This window comes from Kitasatospora sp. NPDC053057, from assembly GCF_044546945.1.
GTDB lineage: Bacteria > Actinomycetota > Actinomycetes > Streptomycetales > Streptomycetaceae > Kitasatospora.
On the sequence record NZ_JBITZP010000025.1, the window covers coordinates 95374 to 116939 of the forward strand.

Annotated in this window: 21 protein-coding genes; 15 read left to right on the plus strand and 6 right to left on the minus strand. The window is 72.3% G+C overall.

Going from position 1 to position 21566, the window contains the following annotated elements; translation table 11 throughout:
- Window positions 1-186 precede the first annotated feature (186 nt).
- The 11 genes from pdxH (at window position 187) to ACIG5E_RS25280 (ending at window position 15045) form a co-directional block, all read left to right on the plus strand.
- Window positions 187-819, plus strand: a complete 633-nt coding sequence (gene pdxH / locus ACIG5E_RS25230) for a pyridoxamine 5'-phosphate oxidase (RefSeq protein WP_396536940.1) — start codon at window positions 187-189, stop codon at window positions 817-819.
- A 164-nt stretch (window positions 820-983) separates the two neighbouring features.
- On the plus strand, window positions 984-1178 hold the full coding sequence (gene fxsA / locus ACIG5E_RS25235; protein ID WP_396536890.1) for an FxSxx-COOH cyclophane-containing RiPP peptide: 195 nt from the start codon (window positions 984-986) through the stop codon (window positions 1176-1178).
- Window positions 1179-1310: 132 nt separating this feature from the next.
- Window positions 1311-2705, plus strand: coding sequence for a TIR-like protein FxsC (locus tag ACIG5E_RS25240; protein ID WP_396536892.1), 1395 nt, complete (start codon window positions 1311-1313; stop codon window positions 2703-2705).
- Window positions 2702-6715 (plus strand): FxSxx-COOH system tetratricopeptide repeat protein, encoded by a 4014-nt coding sequence (gene fxsT / locus ACIG5E_RS25245; RefSeq protein WP_396536894.1) that lies wholly within the window; start codon window positions 2702-2704, stop codon window positions 6713-6715. Before ACIG5E_RS25240 ends, fxsT begins: the two co-directional genes overlap by 4 nt.
- A 43-nt stretch (window positions 6716-6758) precedes the next feature.
- Window positions 6759-7928, plus strand: coding sequence for an FxsB family cyclophane-forming radical SAM/SPASM peptide maturase (locus ACIG5E_RS25250; RefSeq protein ID WP_396536896.1), 1170 nt, complete (start codon window positions 6759-6761; stop codon window positions 7926-7928).
- A 178-nt stretch (window positions 7929-8106) separates the two neighbouring features.
- Window positions 8107-9195, plus strand: coding sequence for an aKG-HExxH-type peptide beta-hydroxylase (locus ACIG5E_RS25255; protein WP_396536898.1), 1089 nt, complete (start codon window positions 8107-8109; stop codon window positions 9193-9195).
- Between the two features lie 337 nt (window positions 9196-9532).
- Entirely contained in the window at window positions 9533-9718 is a 186-nt protein-coding gene (fxsA, locus tag ACIG5E_RS25260) for an FxSxx-COOH cyclophane-containing RiPP peptide (protein WP_033347760.1), read from the plus strand.
- A gap of 54 nt (window positions 9719-9772) precedes the next feature.
- Complete coding sequence (locus ACIG5E_RS25265; protein ID WP_396536901.1) at window positions 9773-12187, plus strand: FxsB family cyclophane-forming radical SAM/SPASM peptide maturase; 2415 nt, start codon at window positions 9773-9775, stop codon at window positions 12185-12187.
- A 15-nt stretch (window positions 12188-12202) separates the two neighbouring features.
- On the plus strand, window positions 12203-12976 hold the full coding sequence (locus ACIG5E_RS25270; RefSeq protein WP_396536903.1) for an aminoglycoside N(3)-acetyltransferase: 774 nt from the start codon (window positions 12203-12205) through the stop codon (window positions 12974-12976).
- 262 nt (window positions 12977-13238) lie between these two features.
- Window positions 13239-13907 carry a DUF4097 family beta strand repeat-containing protein gene (locus ACIG5E_RS25275; protein ID WP_396536905.1) on the plus strand — a complete coding sequence of 223 codons (669 nt, stop codon included), beginning with the start codon at window positions 13239-13241 and terminating at the stop codon, window positions 13905-13907.
- Window positions 13908-13947: 40 nt separating this feature from the next.
- Complete coding sequence (locus ACIG5E_RS25280; protein ID WP_396536907.1) at window positions 13948-15045, plus strand: serine hydrolase domain-containing protein; 1098 nt, start codon at window positions 13948-13950, stop codon at window positions 15043-15045.
- Window positions 15046-15159: 114 nt separating this feature from the next.
- On the opposite strand, the gene ACIG5E_RS25285 is transcribed toward ACIG5E_RS25280, so the two are convergent.
- The 4 genes from ACIG5E_RS25285 to ACIG5E_RS25300 all read right to left on the minus strand — a co-directional run bounded on the left by ACIG5E_RS25285 (window position 15160) and on the right by ACIG5E_RS25300 (window position 17587).
- On the minus strand, window positions 15160-15720 hold the full coding sequence (locus tag ACIG5E_RS25285) for a GNAT family N-acetyltransferase (RefSeq protein ID WP_396536908.1): 561 nt from the start codon (window positions 15718-15720) through the stop codon (window positions 15160-15162).
- 107 nt (window positions 15721-15827) lie between these two features.
- Window positions 15828-16334, minus strand: coding sequence for a hypothetical protein (locus ACIG5E_RS25290; protein ID WP_396536910.1), 507 nt, complete (start codon window positions 16332-16334; stop codon window positions 15828-15830).
- A 186-nt stretch (window positions 16335-16520) separates the two neighbouring features.
- The gene (locus tag ACIG5E_RS25295; RefSeq protein WP_396536912.1) at window positions 16521-16715 is read right to left on the minus strand and encodes a DUF397 domain-containing protein; all 195 of its coding nucleotides are present in this window, start codon (window positions 16713-16715) and stop codon (window positions 16521-16523) included.
- Window positions 16716-16717: 2 nt separating this feature from the next.
- A complete protein-coding gene (locus ACIG5E_RS25300; RefSeq protein ID WP_396536914.1) occupies window positions 16718-17587 on the minus strand; it encodes a helix-turn-helix domain-containing protein in 870 nt (289 codons plus the stop codon).
- 143 nt (window positions 17588-17730) lie between these two features.
- On the opposite strand from ACIG5E_RS25300, the gene ACIG5E_RS25305 reads away from it, so the two are divergent.
- The 3 genes from ACIG5E_RS25305 to ACIG5E_RS25315 all read left to right on the plus strand — a co-directional run bounded on the left by ACIG5E_RS25305 (window position 17731) and on the right by ACIG5E_RS25315 (window position 19043).
- Complete coding sequence (locus tag ACIG5E_RS25305) at window positions 17731-18102, plus strand: ATP-binding protein (RefSeq protein ID WP_396536916.1); 372 nt, start codon at window positions 17731-17733, stop codon at window positions 18100-18102.
- A complete protein-coding gene (locus ACIG5E_RS25310) occupies window positions 18099-18350 on the plus strand; it encodes a hypothetical protein (RefSeq protein WP_396536918.1) in 252 nt (83 codons plus the stop codon). The genes ACIG5E_RS25305 and ACIG5E_RS25310 overlap by 4 nt, the downstream gene beginning before the upstream one ends.
- 165 nt (window positions 18351-18515) lie before the next feature.
- Complete coding sequence (locus ACIG5E_RS25315) at window positions 18516-19043, plus strand: hypothetical protein (protein ID WP_396536920.1); 528 nt, start codon at window positions 18516-18518, stop codon at window positions 19041-19043.
- A gap of 141 nt (window positions 19044-19184) precedes the next feature.
- On the opposite strand, the gene ACIG5E_RS25320 is transcribed toward ACIG5E_RS25315, so the two are convergent.
- Together ACIG5E_RS25320 and ACIG5E_RS25325 are read right to left on the minus strand one after the other, a co-directional pair.
- Window positions 19185-19739 carry an NIPSNAP family protein gene (locus ACIG5E_RS25320; protein WP_396536922.1) on the minus strand — a complete coding sequence of 185 codons (555 nt, stop codon included), beginning with the start codon at window positions 19737-19739 and terminating at the stop codon, window positions 19185-19187.
- Window positions 19736-20212: a hypothetical protein gene (locus tag ACIG5E_RS25325; protein ID WP_396536924.1), complete on the minus strand. Its 477-nt coding sequence runs from the start codon at window positions 20210-20212 to the stop codon at window positions 19736-19738. Before ACIG5E_RS25325 ends, ACIG5E_RS25320 begins: the two co-directional genes overlap by 4 nt.
- A gap of 64 nt (window positions 20213-20276) precedes the next feature.
- On the opposite strand from ACIG5E_RS25325, the gene ACIG5E_RS25330 reads away from it, so the two are divergent.
- Window positions 20277-21206 carry a helix-turn-helix transcriptional regulator gene (locus ACIG5E_RS25330; protein WP_396536926.1) on the plus strand — a complete coding sequence of 310 codons (930 nt, stop codon included), beginning with the start codon at window positions 20277-20279 and terminating at the stop codon, window positions 21204-21206.
- Window positions 21207-21566 lie beyond the last annotated feature (360 nt).

Consider the following 21566-nt stretch of genomic DNA (forward strand, 5'->3'; position numbering starts at 1 on the left):
GGGCGGCCAAGCGGTGGCGAGTCACCATATCTCCGACCGGGGTTTGTCCGGAGGTAGCGGTGCCGGTTGCTTGTCGTACGGGATGATGTTGGCGTGCAGACCCCGGAACGCGCCCAGTCGACGCCCCTGAGCCCCGTCACCCGGACCCTGGCCGGCCAGGCCAGCCCCGGTCCGGACCTCACCGTGATGCGCAAGCACTACACCCACGAGGGCCTGGCCGAGGAGCAGCTCGCGCCCGAGCCGATCGGCCAGTTCGCCCGCTGGTTCCTGGAGGCGGACGGCGCCGGGGTGGTGGAGCCCAACGCCATGGTGCTCTCCACCGCCGACGCCCAGGGCCGGCCCAGCTCGCGCACCGTGCTGCTCAAGGGCTACGACGCGCGCGGCTTCGTGTTCTTCACCAACTACGGCTCCCGCAAGGGCTCCGAGCTCGCCGTCAACCCGTACGCCGGGCTGCTCTTCCCGTGGATCGCGCTGGCCCGCCAGGTGATCGTCCAGGGCCGGGTCGAGAAGGTCGGCCGGGACGAGACCGCCGCCTACTTCCGCACCCGCCCGCACGGCTCCCAGCTCGGCGCCTGGGCCAGCGAGCAGTCCAGCCCGGTCAGCGGCCGCGAGGTCCTCGAACAGCGCTACGCCGACCTGGAGCGCCGCTACCCCGAGGGCGAGGGCGTCCCCGTCCCGCCGTTCTGGGGCGGCTACCGGGTCGTCCCGGAGAGCGTCGAGTTCTGGCAGGGCCGCGAGAACCGCCTGCACGACCGCCTCCGCTACCTCGCCGACCCGGCCGCCCCGACGGGCTGGCGGGTGGAGCGGCTCTGCCCGTGACCGCGGAGCGGCTTCGGCCGGCCGTGCCGCGTCCGGGCGCGGCGGGCGCACGGATCTGACGCACCGTCACCGTTTTGTGTAGAATGTGCGCGTCGTGGACCGGGTCGATTTCTTCGGCTGCCGGCCGCCGTGTCGGCGTGATCGAGTGAGGGACTAAGGGACTGATGGGCGTCACCGGTGCGGAAACCGCCGCGGGACTCGGCTCCGACCTGGTCGACGTCGCCGCCCTGCCGCTCGACGAGCTCGACGCCCTTCCCGACACCGTCCTCGGCGACCTGCTCCGCCGGGTCGTGGCGGACGCCCTGACCCCCGGCGCGGAGCCGCTGGCCGCCTTCCAGTCGGCGCTCGAACTCCGGTGACCGACCGCTGACCGCCGGTTAAACCCCCGGGGGCCATGAAAATCACCAACTTCCGCTCCTGTCGGTGCAGTTCACGACATGCTGGGTAGGAAACCAGCGCCGTCACGGCACCGTCGGGGTCGGGGGGAACAGGTGAGTGAACGGGAACAGCAGCGGCCGTACTTCTTCTTCAGCTACGCGCGTCGGGACTTCGAGGCGGGGGACGCCTTCGTCGATCAGTTCTTCAACGACCTGAGGGACGAACTCGGGCGCATCCTCGGACCGGCCGTCCAGGCCGACGAACTCGCCTTCCGGGACACCGAACGGCTGCGCCTGGGCGACGAGTGGGCCGAGAAGCTGGCGCTGATGCTCGGCCGCAGCCGGACCATGGTCGCGCTGTACTCCCCGGCCTACTTCGCCAGCCTGTACTGCGGCAAGGAGTGGACGGCCTTCCGCGGCAGGGTCCGGCGCCACCACGAGGAGACCGCGGAACTGGTCTCGGCGCTGATCCCGGTGCTCTGGGAGCCGGTCGCGCCCGGCGACCTGGTCACCGAGGTCACCAAGATCCAGTGGGCCCAGCCGGACATGGGGGACGCCTACGCCCGGCACGGCCTGCGCGCCCTGCTGCGCACCGCCCAGCAGGACGCCTACCGGCAGGTCGTCCGGGTGGTCGCCGGGCGGATCCGGGACGCGGCCGTGCGGCGGCTCGCCGAACTGCCCGAGTTCGACCTCGACGCCGTCCGCGGCTACTTCCCCGGACCGGCCGCGCCGGCGCCCGCCACCGAGCCCGGGATGGTGCGGCTGTTCATCGCGGCCGGCCGGGCCTCGGAGGCCGCCGCCGAAGGCGGCTCGTACGCGGGCGGCTGGTACGGGGCCAAGCCCTGGCACTGGGCGCCGTTCTTCCCGCCCGCCCAGCCGTCGCTGGCCTCGCGCGCCCAGCAGGTGATCACCAACGCCGGGCACACCACCACGCTGGAGGAGATCGGCGCCGGGCTCGGCGAGAAGCTCGACCAGGCCCGCGAGGACAGCCAGGTCAGCGTGCTGCTGGTGGACCCGTGGGCGGCCGGGAGCGAGCGCTACCGGGCCGCCCTGAGCGAGTACGACGACCAGAACCACCCGGTCACCGGCGTGGTGGTGCCGATCGGCGGCAACGACCCGGACGGGGAGCGCGAAGCGCCGTGGGTCGGCGTGCGCGGAGTGTTCCGCCGCAACTGGTTGCGCCGGCGTGATCCGGAGCAATTGTTCCGGGTGAAAGTGAGACGGGAGAGCTTCGACAGCGACCTCGCCATCATGGTGACGGTCGCTCAGAACAAGCTCATGGACGACAACCTGGATTGGGGGGACGATGGCGGCGACGCCTTCGGCTTCGGCCCGGGCGGCGGCCCTGACATGCCCGGGCTGACCATCCCGGCCGGACCGCCCGGTCCCTCCGGTCCGCCGCGGAGCCCGTCCGCGCGCCGCGATCCGGATCCGACACCGAACGACGTGCCCGGCCAGCGCCCGGGCAGCCACGACGGCTCTGTCCCGCTGAGGGGAGACGAACGATGAGCACTGAGCCCGGCGCGGAGCCGGGACGCGGCGGACCGGGTTCGGTCGTCACGTTCTACTCGTTCAAGGGCGGCACCGGCCGGACCATGGCACTCGCCAACGTCGGCTGGATCCTCGCCAGCCGGGGCCTGCGCGTCCTGGTGGTCGACTGGGACCTGGAGGCGCCCGGCCTCCACCGCTACTACCACCCGCTCCTGGTCGACCCCGAACTCCACTCCACCGACGGGCTGATCGACCTGCTGCGCTCCTACGTCAAGCAGGCACTGCCCTCCGCCGCCGGGCCGACCGGCCGGCCCCCGGCCGCCTGGCTGGACGAACCCGGGCGGCTCGACGGCTACATCTGCGGCCTCGCCCTCGACCTGCCCGCCGGCGGCCGGCTCGACTTCCTGCCCGCCGGCCGGCAGAACGCCGCCTACGCGGCCGCCGTCACCAGCTTCAACTGGCGCAGCTTCTACCACGGTCGGGACATCCGCGGCGGCGAGTTCCTGCGCGAGCTGCGCGAACGCTGGGCCCGCAGCTACGACTACGTGCTCATCGACAGCCGCACCGGCGTCAGCGACACCTCCGGCATCTGCACCGTGCTGATGCCCGACACCGTGGTCGACTGCTTCACCTTCAGCGCCCAGAACATCCGCGGCGGCGTCGACGCCGCCCGGGCCATCGCCGAGGCCGAGGAGCGGGCCATCCGCGTCCTGCCGGTGCCGATGCGGGTCGAGGACGCCGAGCAGGAACGCCTCGAAGCCGGCCGGGACTTCGCCCGGGAGGCCTTCGCCCCCTACCTCGGCCGCTGGCTGCCCGGGGACCGCCGGGCCGCCTACTGGGCCGACGTCGAGGTGCCGTACAAGCCGTTCTACGCCTACGAGGAGGTGCCGGCCACCGTCGCCGACCGGCCGCAGGAGGCGCGCAGCCTGCTCAACGCCTTCGAGCGGCTGGCCGAGTGGATCACCGACGGACGGGTCCGCTCGCTGCGCCCGCTCAGCTCCGAGGCCCGCCGCCGGCTGTACGGCGCCTACCTGCGCTCCGCCCGGGCGGTGCCCCGCCAGGTCTTCGTCAGCTACGCGCCCGAGGACCGGATGTGGGCCGAGTGGGCGGCCGGCACCCTCACCCGCTTCGGCTACCAGACCTCCCTGCACAACGCCGCCGAGCCGCACACCGGCCAGCGGCCGCCCGAGGTCGCCGGGCCGCTCGACGGCCAGGGCCGGCTGCTCGCGCTGCTCTCGCCCGAGTACACCGCGCTGCCCCGCGCCGCCGAGGTCTGGCAGCTCCTGCAGGGGCGCGAACTCCCCTCCGGCGCCTCGGCACTGGTCGCCCTGCGGCTGCAGGACTCGGACGAGCCGGTGCCCCGCCCGTTCATCGGCCAGGCGGTGCCCGACCTGATCCGCTCCTCCGCGACCGGCGCCGAGGCCCAGCTGTACGGCGAACTCGGCCCGCCGCCCGGCAGCAACCGCCAGTTCGACACCGACAGCGGCGAGTTCCTCGCCCCGGCGCGCTTCCCCGGCACCGCCCCGCAGGTCCAGGAGGCGCCCTCGCGCAACGCCGCCTTCATCGGCCGCGGCAAGCTGCTCGAACTGCTCCGCAACCGCTTCACCGGCGGACCCGCCGCCGTCCTCAGCCAGGTCCTCTACGGCTTCGGCGGCGCGGGCAAGTCCCAGATCGCCGCCGAGTACGCGCACCGCTTCAAGTCCGCCTACGACGTCATCTGGTGGGTGCCCGCCGAGGAGCCCGCCAACATCCCGCAGAAGCTCGCCGAACTCGCCCCCCGGCTCGGCGTGCCCACCAGCGACGACGTCGCCCACACCGCCGCCGCCGTCCTCGACGCGCTGCGCCGCGGCCACCCGTACCGCCGCTGGCTGCTGGTCTTCGACAACGCCGGCACCCCCGAGGAACTCGCTCCCTGGCAGCCCGGCGGCTCCTCCGGCGGGCACGTGCTGATCACCTCGCGCAACCAGGGCTGGGCCCGGCACGCCGGCCTGGTCGAGGTCGACGTCTTCCTGCGCGAGGAGAGCATCCGGCTGCTGCGCCGCTTCAACGGCGGCCTCTCCCCGGAGGACGCCGACCAGGTCGCCCACCGCCTCGGTGACCTCCCGCTCGCCGTCGGCCAGGCCGCCGTCTGGCTGCAGGAGACGTCGATGCCGATCGCCACCTACCTCGAACTGCTCGACGGCGAGCTCACCGAGATGCTGGAGCGCACCCGGCTGCGCCCCGCCGAGTACCCCCACTCCGCCGCCGCCACCTGGCGCATCTCGGTCGAGGAACTGCGCCGGATGAACGCCCCGGCCGCCCAGATCCTGGAGATCTGCGCCTTCTTCGGCCCGGACGCCATCCCGATGCGGCTGCTCTACAGCCGGGCCGTCACCCGCGCCCTGCGGCTGCCCCCGCGCGCGCCCCGCGACAAGCTCGCGATCGGCGAGTTCCTGCGCGCCATCAACCGGTTCGGGCTCGCCCGCACCGACCAGGGCAGCGAGACCATCACCGTGCACCGACTGGTCCAGGCCGTGCTCCGGGACCAGGTCGAGGAGGGGCGGCAGGCCGAGCTGCGCGGCGTCGTGCACGCGGCCCTGGCCACCGCCAACCCCGGCGACCCGGACATCCCCGCCAACTGGGCCGAGTACGCCGAACTCCTGCCCCACCTCTGGCCGTCCGGCGCGCTCGACAGCTCGGACGAGGACGTCCGGCAGTGGATCATCGACTCGGTCCGCTACCAGTGGAAGCGCAGCCTGCACGAGTCCGGCCGGGAACTGGCCGAACGGACCCTGGAGCACTGGCGCGAGGACGGCTACGGCGGGCCCGGCTTCGACGCCGACAACGACGCCCAGACGCTCATGCTGCGCACCCAGCTGTGCAACATCCGCCGCTCCCAGGGCGCCCTCCAGGAGGCGTACGAGATGGACCGGGACATCCTGGAGCGGTTCACCGCGACCCTGGGCCCGGAGCACTCGCACACCCTCGCCGTCGCCAACAGCCTCGGCGCCGACCTGCGCTTCCTCGGCCGCTACGACGAGGCCCGGGCGCTCGACCGCAGGACCCTGGACGCGGCCCGGCGCACCCTCGGCCCGGACCACCCGCGCACCCTGATGATCACCAACAACCTCGCCGTCTCCGACTACCTGGCCGGCGACCGCCGCGCCGCCCTGGAACGGCACCGCAGCAACTACCTCCAGCAGCGCGACGCCCTCGGCGCCCACAGCCTGTACGCGCTGTCCTCCGCCTCCAACTACGCCCGCGACCTGCGCGAGACCGGGCGGCTGCGGGAGGCGCTGGACCTGCTGGAGGAGACCGTCCGGATCTACCAGCAGACCATCGGCGACAACCACACCGACACCCTGCGCGCCCGCAAGAACCTCGCCGTGGCGCTGCGCCGGGCCGGGCGATACCACGAGGCCCTGGAGATCGACGAGGACATCTACCAGCGCTACCTGGACATCAACGGCCCCGAGCACCCGGACACCCTGGCCGCCGCCACCAACCTGGCCAGCGACCTCAACGCGCTCGGCGACACCGACCGGGCCATACCGCTGGCCGAACGGGCACTCGCGCGCTACCGCGACTACCTGGGCGAGAACCACCCGGTCACGCTGGCCGGCGCCAACAACCTCTCGGTCTACCTGCGGCTGGCCGGGCGGATCGCGGAGGCCCGGGAGTTGTCCGGGCGCACGCTGACGCAGTTCCGGGCCGTCCTCGGCGCGCACCACCTCTACATCCCGATCGCGATGATGAACCACGCGAACGACCTGGCGCGGGGCGGCGAGATCCGGGCCGCGCTCGCCCTGGAGCAGGAGGCGGCGCCGCTGATGACCGAGGCGCTCGGCCCGGACCACTACGACTCCATCGGCATCAACTCCAACCTGTCGCTGAGCCTGGCGGCGGTCGGCGAGAGCGAGCGGGCCGCCGACCTGCGGGCGGACTGCATCCGCCGGGCCCGGGTGACGCTGGGGGAGGAGCACCCGACCACGGTCGCGGTGAAGGCGGGGACACGGCTCGACTCGGACGTGGAGCCCCCGCACGTGTGACGGGCGGTCAGCGATCTCGCCGGGCGGTGCTAGGTTCACGCGCATGGTGCCGTTCCGGCAGTTCCTGCTGAAGATCCACAGCCGTTGCAACCTGGCCTGCGACTACTGCTACATGTACGAGGGCGCCGACCAGAGCTGGCGCGACCGGCCTCGGCGGATGGAGCTGGCGACCGTCCGCCGCACCGCCAGGCGGATCGCCGAGCACGCGGCCGAGCAGGGGCTGGACGAGGTCTCCGTGGTGCTGCACGGCGGCGAGCCGCTGCTCGTCGGACCGGCCCATCTGGACGCGCTGCTGGCCGAGTTGGCCGGTGCCGGGCCGCGGGTGCGGTTCAGCCTGCAGACCAACGGGCTGCGGCTGCTGGACCAGCCCGCGCTGCTCGACGTGCTGCACCGCCACCGGGTCGGCGTGGCGGTCTCGCTGGACGGCGCCCGGGCCGACCACGACCGGCACCGGCGGCTGCCCTCCGGCGCGGGGAGCTGGGAGCGGACCGCGGCGGCGGTGCGGCTGCTCGGCTCGGACCGGCACCGCGAACTGTTCGCCGGCCTGCTGTGCGTCGTCGACCTGGCCGCGGACCCGGTCGCCACCTACGAGGCGCTGCTGGAGTTCGCGCCGCCCCGGCTCGACCTGCTGCTGCCGCACGCCACCTGGCAGGAGCCGCCGACGGGCGTCCGGCGCGCGATGCCGTCCTCGCCGCCCTCCGGCGTCGATCCCGCGCCCTACGGGGAGTGGCTGATCGCCGCCTTCGACCGCTGGTACGACGCGCCGTACCGGGAGACCGGGGTGCGGCTGTTCGAGGAGCTGTCCGTCCTGCTGCTCGGCGGGCGGGCGGCCAGCGAGGCGGTGGGGCTGGCGCCGGTGGACCTGGTGGTTGTCGAGGCGGACGGCACGATCGAGCAGGCCGACAGCCTCAAGGTGGCGTACGACGGGGCCGCCGGAACGGGCCTGGACGTCTGGCGGCACGGCTTCGCGGAGGCGGCCGCGCACCCGGCGTTCCGGGCCCGTCAGCGCGGCCTCGCCGGGCTCGGGCCGGTGTGCGTGGCGTGCCCGCTGGTCCGGGTCTGCGGGGGAGGGCTCTACGCCCACCGCTACGCGGGCGACGGCTTCGCCCACCCGTCCGTGTACTGCGCGGACATGGACCGACTGATCCGGCACATCGCGGGGAGGCTGCGGGCCGGGGTGGCGGAGCTGGCCGGGGCCGGGCAGCGGGGATAGCGGGGCCTGCGGCGCGCGGTCCAGGCATGCCTCGCGGGCGGTGCTCACCCGTCCGGGTCATGGGCGGGCCCGGACCGGCTGAGTCGGCGCCGCGCGGGGAGACTGCGGGCGGGCCGGACGGGTGGTCCGGCTGTTCAGGGCCTTCAGGGCGTTCAGGTTTTCGGGAGAGGACGGACCGGTGACGGGTACGGGCGAGGCGGTGGCGGCCGGGGTGCCGGGCGCGCGCGGCGCGGATGGGTCTTCGACGGACGGGCGTGGTGCGGACGGGCTGCCCCGGCACGTCATGGACCGGGCGACCTTCCGGGCGATCGCGGGCGCGCGCGGCGGTCCGGAGGCGGTGCGACTGCTGCGCGCCGGGCAGTTGAGCAAGCGGACCCTGCTGCTGCTGGCGCTGCGTCGGGAGGCTCCGCAGGACGAGGGCTTCCGGGAGGCGTACGGCGAGGTCTGCGCGCTCCAGCGGAGCGATCGGGTCCGTTGGGAAGAGGTGCTGCTGCGACCGGAGTTGGACGCCTGGGCGGCCGACTGCCTGCGGGCGCTGTCGCTCGGATCGGTGGCGCCGCTGGACGGGCTGGGCGCGTTCCTGCGGGCGGACGCCGGGCCGGCGCTCGACCTGGAGTGCGACGGGCTGCGGTGGACGCCGGTGGTCGACCACCTCGGGCCGCGCCGGGTGGACTACGGACGCCCCCCGGCCGGGCCGTTGTCCGCCGTCGAACTGCGCGGCTGGGAGGAGCAGTTGGCGGCGGCCTGGGAGATCCTGGTGCGCCGCCACCGCCGGCACGCGGAGGCGGTGGCGGCCTGCGTCGCCGCCGTGGTGCCGCTGCACCCCGCCCCCGGCGGGGAGGCGGTCAGCGCCGCCGCCCGCCGGGCGTACGGGGCGGTGGCGGCCTCGCTGCCGGGAGATCCGGTGCTGCTGGCGCTGGCCCTGGTGCACGAGTTCCTGCATGTCCAACTCGGCGCCCTGCTGGACCTCGTACCGCTGCACCGGCCCAACGGTCCGGCGGTCTACCACGCCCCCTGGCGGACCGATCCGCGCCCGGCCGGTGCGCTGCTCCAGGGGGCGTACGCACATCTGGGCGTGGCGTCCTTCTGGTGCGCCGAGGCGGCCGCCGGGGTAAGTGAACCCGCGCGCGCGGAAAGGGAGTTCGCCTGTTGGCGGGCGCACACCCTGGCGGCGGCCGGGACTCTGTTGGAGTGCGGTGAACTCACGGTGAATGGAAGGGAGTTCACCGAGGAACTGGCGCGTTCCGTCCGCGAGCTGGGTTCCTGAGGCGGCTCGCCCGGCCATCGGAAATCCGTCGACGGATGTCGACGCGGCGGTTTCGGGAGCGCTTTTGCTCCTGCGGTTCGGGTCCGTGGGAGGACCGGCCGAAGGGCTCGAACGTCTGCTCCGGTCAACGCGCTTCGGCGCGCGCAATGGCGAAGTGCGCGACCGCTGAACGGGTGAATTCTGGGCCTTCCAGGCGCCGTGGTATGGCGTCGGCCGGCTGGGCAGACCAACGTGAGGAGGCAAGGTGCCGCGCGGAGTCCTCGCGGGCACTACATTGGTCGCAACCGGGTGGCCTACCCGCACTCGGCAGGTCCTAACCGCGCCTAAGGAAACGAATATGACTCCGGTAACCAGCACCAGGCCGGCCGGCAACCTCACTGACACTCAGGAGACGCCGGAACGCCCGTCCCTCGCCGAGCTCGCCGCCCTGGGCGCGGAGGAACTCGCCTCCCGGCTGCAGCGCGCCCTCCCCGGCGCGGAATCCGGCCGCGTGCCGGTAGCGGCCTTCAACTCCTCGATCTGACCCGGACCGGAACACCGAACGGACCCAGGCCGAGCTGAACCCGCCACATCCATGATGACGCGAATTCCGGTGCCACTGACGCAATTCGTGGTCAAGATGCACAGCCGGTGCGACCTCGCCTGCGACCACTGCTACGTCTACGAGCACGCGGACAGCAGCTGGCGCTCCCGCCCCAAGGTCATCGGGGAGGGGATCCTGGCCAAGGCCGCCGAGCGGATCGGCGAGCATGCGGTCGCCCACCGGTTGTCCGCCGTCCGGGTCGTCCTGCACGGGGGAGAACCCCTGCTCGCCGGCCCGGACCGGTTGCGCCGCGCCGCCGAGGCGCTGCGGGCGGCGTTGCCGCCCGAGTGCGCCCTCGACCTGCGCATCCACACCAACGGCGTGCTGCTCAGCCGCGCATTCTGCGCGCTGTTCGCGGAGCTGGACGTCAAGGTCGGGATCTCGCTGGACGGCGACAGGGCCGCCAATGACCGGCACCGGCGGTTCGCCGACGGGCGGAGCAGTCATCCGCAGGTGCTGCGGGCGGTGGGGCTGCTGAACGAGCCCGAGTACCGGCACCTGTTCGCCGGGTTGCTGTGCACCATCGACATCGAGAACGACCCGGTGGCCGTGTACCGGGCGCTGGCCGGACTCCGGCCGCCGGCGGTGGACTTCCTGCTGCCGCACGCCACCTGGGAGGAGCCGCCGAAGCGGGTCCCGGGGGGTGGGGAGGCACCGTACGCGGACTGGCTGCTGGTCGTCCACAGGCTGTGGGAGGCGGACGGGCGGCCGTTCGCCGTGCGGACCTTCGAATCCGTGCACCGGACCCTGCGGGGGCTGTCCAGCCTGACCGAGTCGCTGGGGCTGGAGCCCTCGGACCTGGCGGTGCTGGAGACGGACGGGACGTTCGAGCAGGCGGACAGCCTGAAGACCGCGTACGACGGGGCGCCCGTCACCGGGATGAACGTTTTCGCGCACAGCCTCGACGACCTCGCCCGCCACCCCGGGATCGCCGCCCGTCAGTCCGGTCTGGCCGGGCTGAGCGCGGCCTGCCGGGCCTGTCCGGTGGTGCGCTCCTGCGGTGGCGGGTTGTACGCCCACCGCTACCGGGCGGACACTGGCTTCGACAATCCCTCCGTCTACTGCGGTGACCTCATGACGCTCATCAACGGCATCGCGGGGAGCGGCGGTTCGGCCGCTGTTCCGGCTGCTGTCCCCGCTCAGGGCGGGGAGCCGCTGCTGCCGGCCGCGCTCGCGCCCGCCCAACTCGACGAACTGGCGCGCGGGTACGGCAGCGCCGACACCGTCGCCGCCCTCGGTCGTTCCCAACTCGCGCTGACTCGTGCCATGTTGGCCGCCGCCTGGGACGCCTCCGGGCAGGGCCGGGCGGAGGCCTGGGAGCTGCTGTCGGCGCTCGACGGGGTGGCGCCGGCGGCCGTGGACGCGGTGCTGGCGCACCCGTACGCCCGGGCCTGGGCCGCGCGGCGGCTGGCCGGGGACTTGGCGGTCGGGCTCGGGCCGCTGGCCGCGCTGGCCGCGGCGGCGGCGGTGCGGGCCGGGCGGGGGGACTCGATCGCGGTGCCGGCGCGGGGCGGGTGGCTGCACCTGCCGACGCTGGGGCGGGTCGCGGTGCCGGACGGGGAGGCGGTCGTCACCGGACGGGCGGACGGCTTGGAGGTGCGGGCCGCCGACGGGTCGGTGCGTACGGCGCTGGACCAGCCGCTGCGGCGGGTCCGGCTGGCCGGGGGCTGGACGGTCGCGCTGGAGGACGTCGACCCGCTGCGGGACAGCCACGCCCACCCGGTGGCCGATCGGCTGCCGGAGGCCGAACTGCTGAGCTGGACGGGCGCGTTGCGGGAGGCCTGGGAACTGCTCGGGCGCGACCTGCCCGCCTACGCGGAGGGCATCCGGGCCGGGCTGGGCACGGTGACCCCGCTGCGGCCGGGCCCGGCGGGCCGGGACATCAGTTCGGCGGCCCGGCAGGCGTACGGGGTGGTCGGCATCGCCCGGCCCGCGACCGCGCCGACCCTGGCGCTGCTGCTCGCGCACGAGTTCCAGCACGTGAAGCTCGGCGCGGTGCTCGACCTGTTCGACCTCCACGACCGGGCCGACGACCGGCTGTACTTCGCCCCCTGGCGGCCCGATCCGCGCCCGCTGGAGGGGCTGTTGCAGGGCACGTACGCGCACCTGGCGGTGACCGAGTACTGGGGCACCCGGACGGCCGCGTACGACGGTCTGGCGGGGGAGGCCGCCGACCGGGCGCGGGCGCAGTTCGCGCTCTGGCGGCGGTACACCGTGGAGGCGGTCGAGCGGCTGGCCGAGTCGGGGGCGCTGACCGGGCTCGGAGTGCGGTTCGCGGAGGGAATGCGGGAGAGCGTCGAGCCGTGGCTCGCGGTGCCGCTGCCGGCGGCGGCGGAGCGGGAGGCCGAGCGGACGCGGCGGGAACGCGACCAGCGGGAAAGCGGTCAACTGAGGTCGGTCCAGGCCTGATTCGGAGGATTGCCGGTGATCTCCACCGCCGCGCTCGTCGAACGCTTCGCCCGGCTGGGCGTCCGGCCGGGCACGGTGCTGCACGTCCAGGCCTCGCTGCGGGCGCTCGGGCCGGTCGAGGGCGGGGCGGGGGGCGTGGTCGACGCCCTGTGTGAAGTCCTGGGAGCGGACGGGACGTTGGTGGCGTACACCGCGACGCCCGAGAACTCCTCGACCTCGCGGATCTACCAGGAGGCCGTCGCCGGGCTCTCCGCGGCGCAGGCCGAGGCCTACCGGGCGCGGATGCCGCGCTTCGATCCGGCGCTCACCCCGGCGTCCCCGACCATGGGGGCGCTCTCCGAGGCCGTCCGCACCCGGCCCGGCGCCCTGCGCAGCGGTCATCCGCAGACCTCCTGGGCGGCCCTCGGCCCCCGGGCGGAGGAGATCACCGCCGGCCACCCGCTCACCTCCCACCTGGGCCCGGAGTCCCCGCTCGGGCGGCTCTACGAGCTGGACGCCCGGGTGCTGATGCTCGGCGTCGGGATGGACCGCTTCACCGCCTTCCACCTCGCCGACCTGCGCCAGCCGGGCGTCCGGCTGCGCGAGTACCGGTGCGTCGCCCCGGAGGGCTGGACCGCCTTCCAGGCGCCCGACCTGGACGACCTGCACTTCGCCGAGCTGGGAGACCGGGTCCTCGGTGCGGCGACGGGGATCTCCAGCGCGCGGATCGGTACGGCCGACTGCCGGCTCGTGCCGGTCCGGGAGGCCGTCGACCTCGCCGACGGCTTCCTGCGCGACATCCGTAGCTGACCCCCGGGAGCCCCCGGGAACCCCGTGACGCCCGCCGTAGCGGCTCTGTCATAGCGTTCACCTTCAGTCCATTGCAATGAATGGGCTCGCGGTCGTTGCATTCCCGGCAGGGCCGTTGCAATGAATATGTGCCTTTCACCTGCGATGATGGTGTTTTTGCGCAACGCAGCTGTTGCCAGGCCATTGAATGCAACGTAGCGTTTCCCTCGTCAGAAAGCGGCGGGCCGAAGGGGCCGAAGCCGCGGAAGAGAAGGAGCGCACCATGCAGAAGTTCGCCACCCCCGCCCCGGTCTCGGCCGTCCTGGACATCCCCGCCGGCCGCATCCGGTTCATCGCCGCGGACCGGAGCGACACCGTGGTCGAGGTCCGGCCTGCCGACGCCGGCAAGAGCCGCGACGTGAAGGCCGCCGAGCGGATCGAGGTCGCGTACGCCGACGGCGTGCTGCGGATCCAGGCCCCGGAGGCGGAGAACCGGATCCTCGGCCACTCCGGCACCGTCGAGGTGACCGTCCAGCTGCCCGCCGGCTCCCGGGTCGACGCCAAGGCGGCGCTCGGCGAGTTCCGGGGCGTCGGCCGCCTCGGCGACGTCACCCTCCAGGCCGCGCAGGGCACCGTCAAGCTCGACGAGACCGCCGGCGCCCACCTCGCCCTCCAGGCCGGGGACATCGCGGTCGGCCGGCTCGGCGGCCCCGCCGAGATCCGCACCCAGAAGGGCGACCTCCAGATCGCCGAGGCCGTCGGCGGCGCCGTCACCCTGCGCACCGAGTACGGGCAGATCGCGGTCGGCGTCGCCCGCGGGGTCTCCGCCGCCCTGGACGCCGGCACCGGCCACGGCCGGATCCACAACGCCCTGAAGAACGCCGACAGCACCCCCGGCCTGACCATCCACGCCACCACCGCCTACGGCGACATCACCGCCCGCAGCCTCTGATCCGCCAACCGGCCCGACCACCACGAAAGAAGGAACGACCGTGAGCATCAACCAGCAGACCGCCACCCAGGACCGCCCCGAACTCCAGAAGGCCGCCCAGGACTTCGTCGACGCCGGCTTCGCCGGAGTGCAGCTGCGGGTGCACGACGAGCACGGCGCATGGGTCGGCAGCGCCGGGGTGCACAAGCTCGGCGAGAGCGCCAAGCCCTCCACGGACGGACAGTTCTGGATCGGCAGCACCACCAAGACCTTCGTCGCGGCCCTGGTGCTGCACCTGGTCGCCGACGGCATGATCGGACTGGACGACCCGGTGGCCGAGCACCTGCCCCGCTTCGGCCTGGACGAGCGGATCACCGTGCGGATGCTGCTCCAGCACACCAGCGGCATCTACAGCTGCACCGGCGAGCTCGACGAGGAGGGGAACTTCGTACAAGGGCTGCCCTCCCTCGGCAAGGCGTGGGTGGACAACCGCTTCCACGACTACCGGCCGGACGAGCTGGTGCAGTTCGCGCTGGCGAAGCCGGCCCGGTTCGAGCCCGGCACCGACCAGAGTTACTCCAACACCAACTACACGCTCGCCGTGCTGCTGGTCGAGGCGCTCAGCGGGCACTCCTACGCCGAGGAGATGGAGCGGCGGATCCTGCGGCCGCTCGGACTGCGGGACACCCTGGTCCCGGGCAGCCTGTCGGAGATCCCCGGCCCGCACGCCCACGGCTACTGCCGCTACCAGGACGGCGAGGAGTGGAAGGTGGTCGACGTCGCCCACCAGAACCTCTCCCTGCTCATCGGCTCCGGCGACATGATCTCGACCACCCGCGACGTGCAGGTGTTCTTCGCCGCACTGCTCGGCGGTCGGCTCCTGCCCGCCGCGCTGATGGACGAGATGCGGACCCCGCACGGCATGCTCGGCTACGGACTCGGCCTGTTCATCCAGGAGCTGGGCCCGGAAGGCGGCGACGTCACCATCGTCCACCACAACGGCGGCGCCCCCGCCGGCTACGGTGCGCTGATGATCGCCACCCCGGACGGCAGCCGGACCCTGACCGCCGGACTGACCACCGGTGACTCGGACGGCGACCCGGCGCAGACGTTCCCGAAGGCGCTGGACCAGCTGATCAAGGCGGTCTTCTGCAGGTGACCCCCATCCCCATCCGGCCCCCGTCGCCGCTTCGGCCCCGCCGAAGCGGCGACGTTGCGTGCGACGGCCCCGTGCAGAGGGAGCGCCCTCCGGATGCACCCGTGCGGCTGACTTCTACCGGTGCCGCTCCCAGTCGCTCCGGGTGAGCTCGTACTCGACCTCGCCGTGTTCGGACCCGGGGATCGCGTCCGGCCAGTCGCCGGTGAAGTTCCGGAGGAACGAGAGGCCCGACTTCTCCATCACGCGCCGGGAGCGGGCGTTGACGGCCATGGTGTTCGCGGTGACCCGCTCGACGCCGAGGTCGGTGAAGCCCTTGTCGATCAGCTCGCGCGAACCCTCGGTGGCGTAACCCTTTCCCCAGGCTGCCTGGCTCAGCCGGTAGCCGAGTTCGACGACGGCGGGGCTGTGGTCGTCGAGGGGGCGGAACGCGAACCAGCCCAGGAACTGGCCGGTGGCCTTCTCCTCGGCGGCCCAGAAGCCACGGGTGCCGAAGCACGGGTAGTCGTGGAGGAGACGCGGCAGGATCCGGGTCTCGACGGTGTGCCGGCTGGTCGGCTCACCGCCGTTGATGAAGCGCATGACCTCGGGGTCGTTGTCCAGCGCGAAGAGGTGATCGGTGTCGGCTTCGGTGAACGGGCGCAACACGAGCCGCGCGGTCTCAAGGAAGACATGCATGTGGTGATCCTGGCTGCCTGGTGAGAGGCGTGCCACCGGATATCCGCGATGACGACGGCCCGCACCCCAAGCCTCCGGGGTGCGGGCCGATGTGGGGGCGGCTGCGATCAGCGGTCGAGGTCGATCGTGAAGCGCCTCGTGCCCGGAGCGATCGTGTCGCCGTGGATCATGCCACGAGCCCGGTCGAAGTCCCCGGTGCCTCCGGTGATCCCGTTGTCGAACGAAGGGGGAGGGCCCGGGTTGAGGATGCCGAAGAGCAGTCCCTGTGAGGAGAGCTGGCCGCCCGGGAGCTTGTAGGTCACGGTGCACTCCTCGACTCCGCCGTTGTCGACCCCGGTGGTGATGCAGGTGCCGCCGGTTTCGCCGACCTGGTTGCCGTCCAGGTCGAAGAGGATCGAGCGGAAGACGGCTCGATCACCCTGGGCGGGGGCGCCTCCGGGGTTGACGGGGAAGTGGGTCTCCTGCGCGAGGTGGCCGATGAGTGTGAAGGTCCGGTCCCTACCCTTGGCGGGGTCGGAATCGGTGCCCGTCGCGGCGGTTGCGACAGGGGCGCAGGTGAGAAGGGTGACGAGCGCAGTGGCCGTGCCGACACAGGCTGCTCTGAGGGGGCGCATCGAGGCTCCTGAGGTTGAGATTCAGGGGTGATCGGATGACGAACGGTCATCCGATCTCCTTCATAACCTCGGCTCTGCCGTAGTCCGGAACGCCCCGGCGTGACCCGCTGGCAGATCCGACCAATCGGACCAACCCCACAAGCGGCCGGCCGCCCATCCCCTGATGGGCGGCCGGGCCGGTGAGGATCAGGCGACGAAGTGGTCGAACTCGCCGGCCTTGGCACCGTTGATCCAGGCGTGGAGCTTGGCGCGGGTAGTGGTGACTATGTGGGTGGGGTCGTCGGACTCGCGGATGTAGACGTGTTCAGCGTCAGAGGCGATCTCGATGCAATTGGCCTGGTCGCCGCTGAAGCTCGACTTCTGCCAGGTGAGCTGGCTCACGGTCACCCTCCTTGGACCTTGTAACGGATGTGCTGGATCAAGCCCATCGAGTCACGATAGGTGGTGGACGGTGCGGGCGTAGATACAGATAGGGGAGGGAGGGCCAAGCCCCTGATCCGGTCGAACTTCTGGTCAAACGCTGCCACGGACTCAGGATCTCCTACGAACGTCGAGCCATGGGGATGTTCGAGTAGAACCGTGTGGAGTCGCGTGTGTGAGCCCCGAGCGACCATGAATGGGGTGTCGTTCGATGCGTAGGCGGTGCAGTCAAACGGGAGGACCTGGATCGTCACGTTCGGCAGCCTGCTCATCTCGATCAGGTGGTTCAGCTGGTCGCGCATGACGGTCGGGCCTCCGTACATCATGTGCAGGGCTGCTTCATGGATCACCGCACGGAAGGGCGGCGCGTTCTCGCCTGTCAGTATCCGCTGGCGCTGCTGGCGGAACTCGACCTTCCTCTCGTTATATCCCTGCATCACCTCGCTGTACGCCCTGGTTTGCAGGAGGCCTGGGATCAGAAGAGTCTCGTAGCTGTCCAGGGCCGTGGCGCTTGCTTCTACCTCGGCCAGATCAAGCGCACGGGGGATCACGTCATGCTTGAACTCGGTCCACCAGCCCTTTCCAGTGCTCTCGCTCATGGCGATGAGCCCGGCTCGGTACTCGGGATCCGTGACCTTGCAGATGTCTAGCCAGGCGTTCAAGCGCTCAGAATTGAGACCAAGCCTGCCAGCTTCGGTGTGGCTGATGTTCGGGCCCTTCACCCCCAAGGCCTCGCCGATCTCCAAGGCTGAGAGGCCTGCGACATCTCGAACACGGCGAAGCTCCTCACCGAAGCGGCGCTGTCGTTCGCTGATCCCAGTCCTGAATCCCATGGGTATGCCTTTCCCGCGATCTGTGGCTACTCAGAGTGTAGAGGCATGCGCGGAACGTGTTGCAGAGTTGAGGTGCATTGACCTACAGTTCAGAGCAGGCCGTCAATCTGACGAGTAGTCACTGCATCGCTGGGAGACTCCCCATGTGTGACCCCAACCTCAACACTCCCTCCCTCACCGTCTCGCGCGAGGTGTTGCGCGACGTCATGGAGCGCGCCGGGTACGTCCGCTCCTCGATCGCCGACGCCGAACTCGCCCTCGTCGAGCTGATCTCGAACGCCTGGCGGCACGGCCGGACCCCCTCGCCCGCCGTTGCCATCACCGTCGAGGGCGGCACCGTCCGCGTCGTCGTCGCCGACCGCAGCTCCACGCTCCCCGAGCGCCGAACGTTCACCGAACTCTCCGAGTCCGGCCGGGGGTTGCAGTTGGTCGAGGGGCTCACCCATCGCTGGGGTGCCGAACCGCTGAAGCTCGGCAAGCGGGTCTGGTTCGAGCTGGACGGCTTCCTCGCGTGAACGCCCTCCACCCCATCCACCCGGCCGATCCGGCGATCCATCACCTCACCAGTCCGCAGCTCACCGAGCTGATCGTGGAACTCCGCACCGAGGGCCGCGAGTTCGGGCTCCTCTGGCCGTCCGCCAAGTCGGGCGAGCAGATCCTCAACGGCCGGGTTCTCGTCAACCTCGGCAATGTTCCGGCCAGTACCGTGATCAACCTCCTCGCGCTGTTGCGCGAGTTCAAGCGGCACCGGGGTCGATCGTGACCGGTCTGCTGTTCCTCATCCTCGCGGCCGCCGCGGTCGGTGGTGGGTGCCAAGTTTGCTCCCAAGGATTCCGGGAGCGGCACACCGAGGAATAGGCACGCGGGCCCCGTCCGTCGAAGCGGGGCCCGCGCCGGGCTGTCGGTGCCCGTCCCTATGCTTCGCGGCATGTCGGATGCCTACACCGTGCTGTGGACCCAGGACACCTGCCGCGCCCTGCGCAAGGAAGGCCGCGTGGGTCAGCGGCCGCCCGTCGCCTACAGCGGCGTGCACCAGTCACTGCCCACCTGGTCGGGTGCCCGCGTCGGGGACGAGGTGTACGCGCTGCACGTCAACCGGTGCGAGGTGTTCGTGGTGAGCCGGATGCGGATCGTCGACCTGGAGCGCGGCGACTGCTGCGGCGCCGCGCCGGCGACCTGGCAGGACCCGGCTTTCCCCGGCCACGACGACTGGCGGATGCTCGGCGCCGGCGGCTGCGGCGCCGATGCCGTCCACGTGGACGCCACGCCCGTCCGCTTCGACCAGCCGATACCGGGCGAACTCCTCGGGCGGCTCACCTGGCGCAACCGCCGGAACCAGACCCGGGTGCTGAAGTACGTGGTGGACGGCCGCCTCGAACGCTTCGTCAGCCTCCAGGGTTTCTACCGGCTGACCCCGGAGTCGGCTGATGAGCTGGCGGATCTCGTCGGGGCCTGAGGCCGTCAGGCCGCGCCCAGCTCTCCGCGAGCGAGGTCATGGCCACCTCTGGCAGCCCACAGGCCGTGAAGGCGGACAGAGTCGAGCGTACGCCGCGCTGCACGGGAAGTCGGCCCGGCCGACTTCCCGTGCAGCGCATGCCTAACCCGTCACGGGCTGCAGCCGGAGGTGCTGGACGGGCCAGGGCGGCGGGGCTCCCGCCGGGCCGAACCAGACGCGGACGTCTTCACCGGTGCGGACGGGGAGTTGGGGGAAGTCGTTCTCGGCGTGTTCGGTGCGGTGGAGTGCGTGCTCAGGGCCCAGGTGCCGCGCGGCGTAGGTGTCGAAGGCGGCCGGCTCGGAGGGGTGGCAGATGGTGGCGCGCAGCTCGTGCTCGTCCGAAGGAAGCGCGAAGCCGGGGCCGCGCAGCAGCAGGACGTTGTCGCTGTCGACCATGGTCGCGTTGGCCGCGTCGCGGTGCTCCCGCCAGACCGGGCCGTAGTAGAACGCTTCCAGGGCGCGGCGGCGCTCCGCCATGGAGGGGAAGGCGCGCAGCCAGACGAAGCGGTCCGGGTCGTCCAGGTCGCGGAAGCGGCCGCCGACGGTGATGCCGACCGCTTCCTGGCCGGTCACGAACTCCCGCTCGAAGAGCTCGATCAGGGTGTCCCGGGCGCCGGGGTGCAAGGTGTACTGGCGCAGTTCGACGATGAGGTTCATGCGCCGAGCCCGCCCAGGGCCGGGCCGGTGCGGCTGAAGTCCATGGTCCAGTTGAGCTCCCAGCGGCGGCCCTCGTCGGCGGAGAACTCCTGCTCCCAGCGGGCGGTGTCCGGGCCGAGGCGGTACCAGGTGAAGTGGACCAGGATCGGGCGGCCGTCGTGGACGTCCTCGCCGTAGAAGTCGCCTCGGTCACCGGTGAAGCCGCCGGTCACCGGGGGGTCCAGTCGGCCGGTGCGGCTGTCGGACCAGTAGATCGACCACCGCTCGGTCGTGCGGTCGAACAGCCGCAGGGTCACGCCCCGGCGGTCGAGGGTGGGGAAGACGAGCTCCTCGATGTTGCCCGCGCCCGCGAACAGTGGCCGGACCGCCGTGTGGCCGGGGAACTCCTCCCAGGTGCCGCCGCCGGTGAGCGGTGCGGTGAGGCGGCGGTTGGCCACGTCCCAGGAGCCGTGAAAGAAGTCGAAGTCGTTCATGCGTCGCAGGCTAGGGGCGCTCCACTGACATCCACTGTCAGTGGACATCGGGATACTGGGCGGCATGCGCGCGAGTCGACTGGTCTCCCTGCTCCTGCTCCTCCAGAACCGGGGCCGGATGACCGCCCAGCAGCTGGCCGAGGAGCTGGAGGTCTCGGCCCGGACGGTCTACCGGGACGTCGAGGCGCTCGCCGCCGCCGGGATCCCGCTGTACGGCGAGGCCGGGCACTCGGGCGGCTACCGGCTGGTCGACGGCTACCGGACCCGCCTCACCGGGCTGACGGCCGACGAGGCGCAGGCCGCCTTCCTCGCCGCGCTCCCGGGCGCCGCCGCCGAACTCGGCCTCGGCGAGGCGCTCGCCACCGCCCAGCTCAAGCTGCGGGCCGCTCTCCCGGCCGAGTTGCGCGAGCACGCCGGACGGATCCAGGAGCGCTTCCTGCTCGACGCCCCCGGCTGGTACGGCGACGCGGACGAGACTCCGCACCTGGCGGCCGTCGCCGCCGCGGTCTGGGCGCGGCGGGCGGTGGTCCTGCGGTACCGGCGCTGGCGGGCGCCGGAGGAGATCGAGCGCCGGGTGGAGCCGTACGGGCTGGTGCTCAAGGCGGGCCGCTGGTACCTGGTCGCCGGCGGGCCGTCCGGGACGCGCACCTACCGGGTCGACCAGATCATCGAACTCGGCGAGCAGCACGATGAGTTCGCCGTGCCGGACGGCTTCGACCTGGCCGCCTACTGGCGGAGCCACCTGGCGGACTTCCGCGCCCGGCTGCACACCGGTGAGGCGCTGGTGCGGCTGACCCCGGAGGGTGCCAGCCGCCTCGGCGTGGCACCGGTGGAGGGCGGCTGGACGCAGGCCCGAGTGCCGATCGAGTCGGTCGACCACGCCCACGGGGAGTTCCTGCGCCTGGGCGCCGACGTCGAGGTCCTGGAGCCGGCCGAACTCCGCGACCGCATCGCCGGGACCGTCAGGACGCTCGCCGCCCGCTACGAGGGGTGAGTGCTCAGACCCGAATCCGCAGGTAGTGGTGGGGGTTCGTGGCTGATACGACGACAGGTGTCCCTGTGGGTTTGAGATGATCGAGGTTCTCTACGCCTGATCGCTCTACCCAGAAGGACACCTGCCGAGTGAAGACGATATCGCGTCGCCGGACCGCCTCCCGCACCCCCGGCAGACGCTGGAGCCGGTTGCGGGCGCGGGTGGGTGTACCAGACGGGTCGCTGACGGAGAACGGTGGGCTGCTGCTGGTGGCCGAGCTGGATGAGGCGTTGGGCGTCACTGCCGCGCTGGACACGTCGATCGGCCCGATCAAGGCACGCGAGCGGGGCCTGACCGGCGGGGAGTTCGCGCTGGCCTTGG

Coding starts and splice junctions, on each gene's coding strand:
- pdxH (WP_396536940.1), top strand. CDS start 187: ATGCGCAAGCACTACACCCACGAGGGCCTGGCCGAGGAGCAGCTCGCG.
- fxsA (WP_396536890.1), top strand. CDS start 984: ATGGGCGTCACCGGTGCGGAAACCGCCGCGGGACTCGGCTCCGACCTG.
- fxsT (WP_396536894.1), top strand. CDS start 2,702: ATGAGCACTGAGCCCGGCGCGGAGCCGGGACGCGGCGGACCGGGTTCG.
- ACIG5E_RS25250 (WP_396536896.1), top strand. CDS start 6,759: ATGGTGCCGTTCCGGCAGTTCCTGCTGAAGATCCACAGCCGTTGCAAC.
- fxsA (WP_033347760.1), top strand. CDS start 9,533: ATGACTCCGGTAACCAGCACCAGGCCGGCCGGCAACCTCACTGACACT.
- ACIG5E_RS25265 (WP_396536901.1), top strand. CDS start 9,773: ATGACGCGAATTCCGGTGCCACTGACGCAATTCGTGGTCAAGATGCAC.
- ACIG5E_RS25275 (WP_396536905.1), top strand. CDS start 13,239: ATGCAGAAGTTCGCCACCCCCGCCCCGGTCTCGGCCGTCCTGGACATC.
- ACIG5E_RS25285 (WP_396536908.1), bottom strand. CDS start 15,720: ATGCATGTCTTCCTTGAGACCGCGCGGCTCGTGTTGCGCCCGTTCACC.
- ACIG5E_RS25290 (WP_396536910.1), bottom strand. CDS start 16,334: ATGCGCCCCCTCAGAGCAGCCTGTGTCGGCACGGCCACTGCGCTCGTC.
- ACIG5E_RS25300 (WP_396536914.1), bottom strand. CDS start 17,587: ATGGGATTCAGGACTGGGATCAGCGAACGACAGCGCCGCTTCGGTGAG.
- ACIG5E_RS25305 (WP_396536916.1), top strand. CDS start 17,731: ATGTGTGACCCCAACCTCAACACTCCCTCCCTCACCGTCTCGCGCGAG.
- ACIG5E_RS25315 (WP_396536920.1), top strand. CDS start 18,516: ATGTCGGATGCCTACACCGTGCTGTGGACCCAGGACACCTGCCGCGCC.
- ACIG5E_RS25320 (WP_396536922.1), bottom strand. CDS start 19,739: ATGAACCTCATCGTCGAACTGCGCCAGTACACCTTGCACCCCGGCGCC.
- ACIG5E_RS25325 (WP_396536924.1), bottom strand. CDS start 20,212: ATGAACGACTTCGACTTCTTTCACGGCTCCTGGGACGTGGCCAACCGC.
- ACIG5E_RS25330 (WP_396536926.1), top strand. CDS start 20,277: ATGCGCGCGAGTCGACTGGTCTCCCTGCTCCTGCTCCTCCAGAACCGG.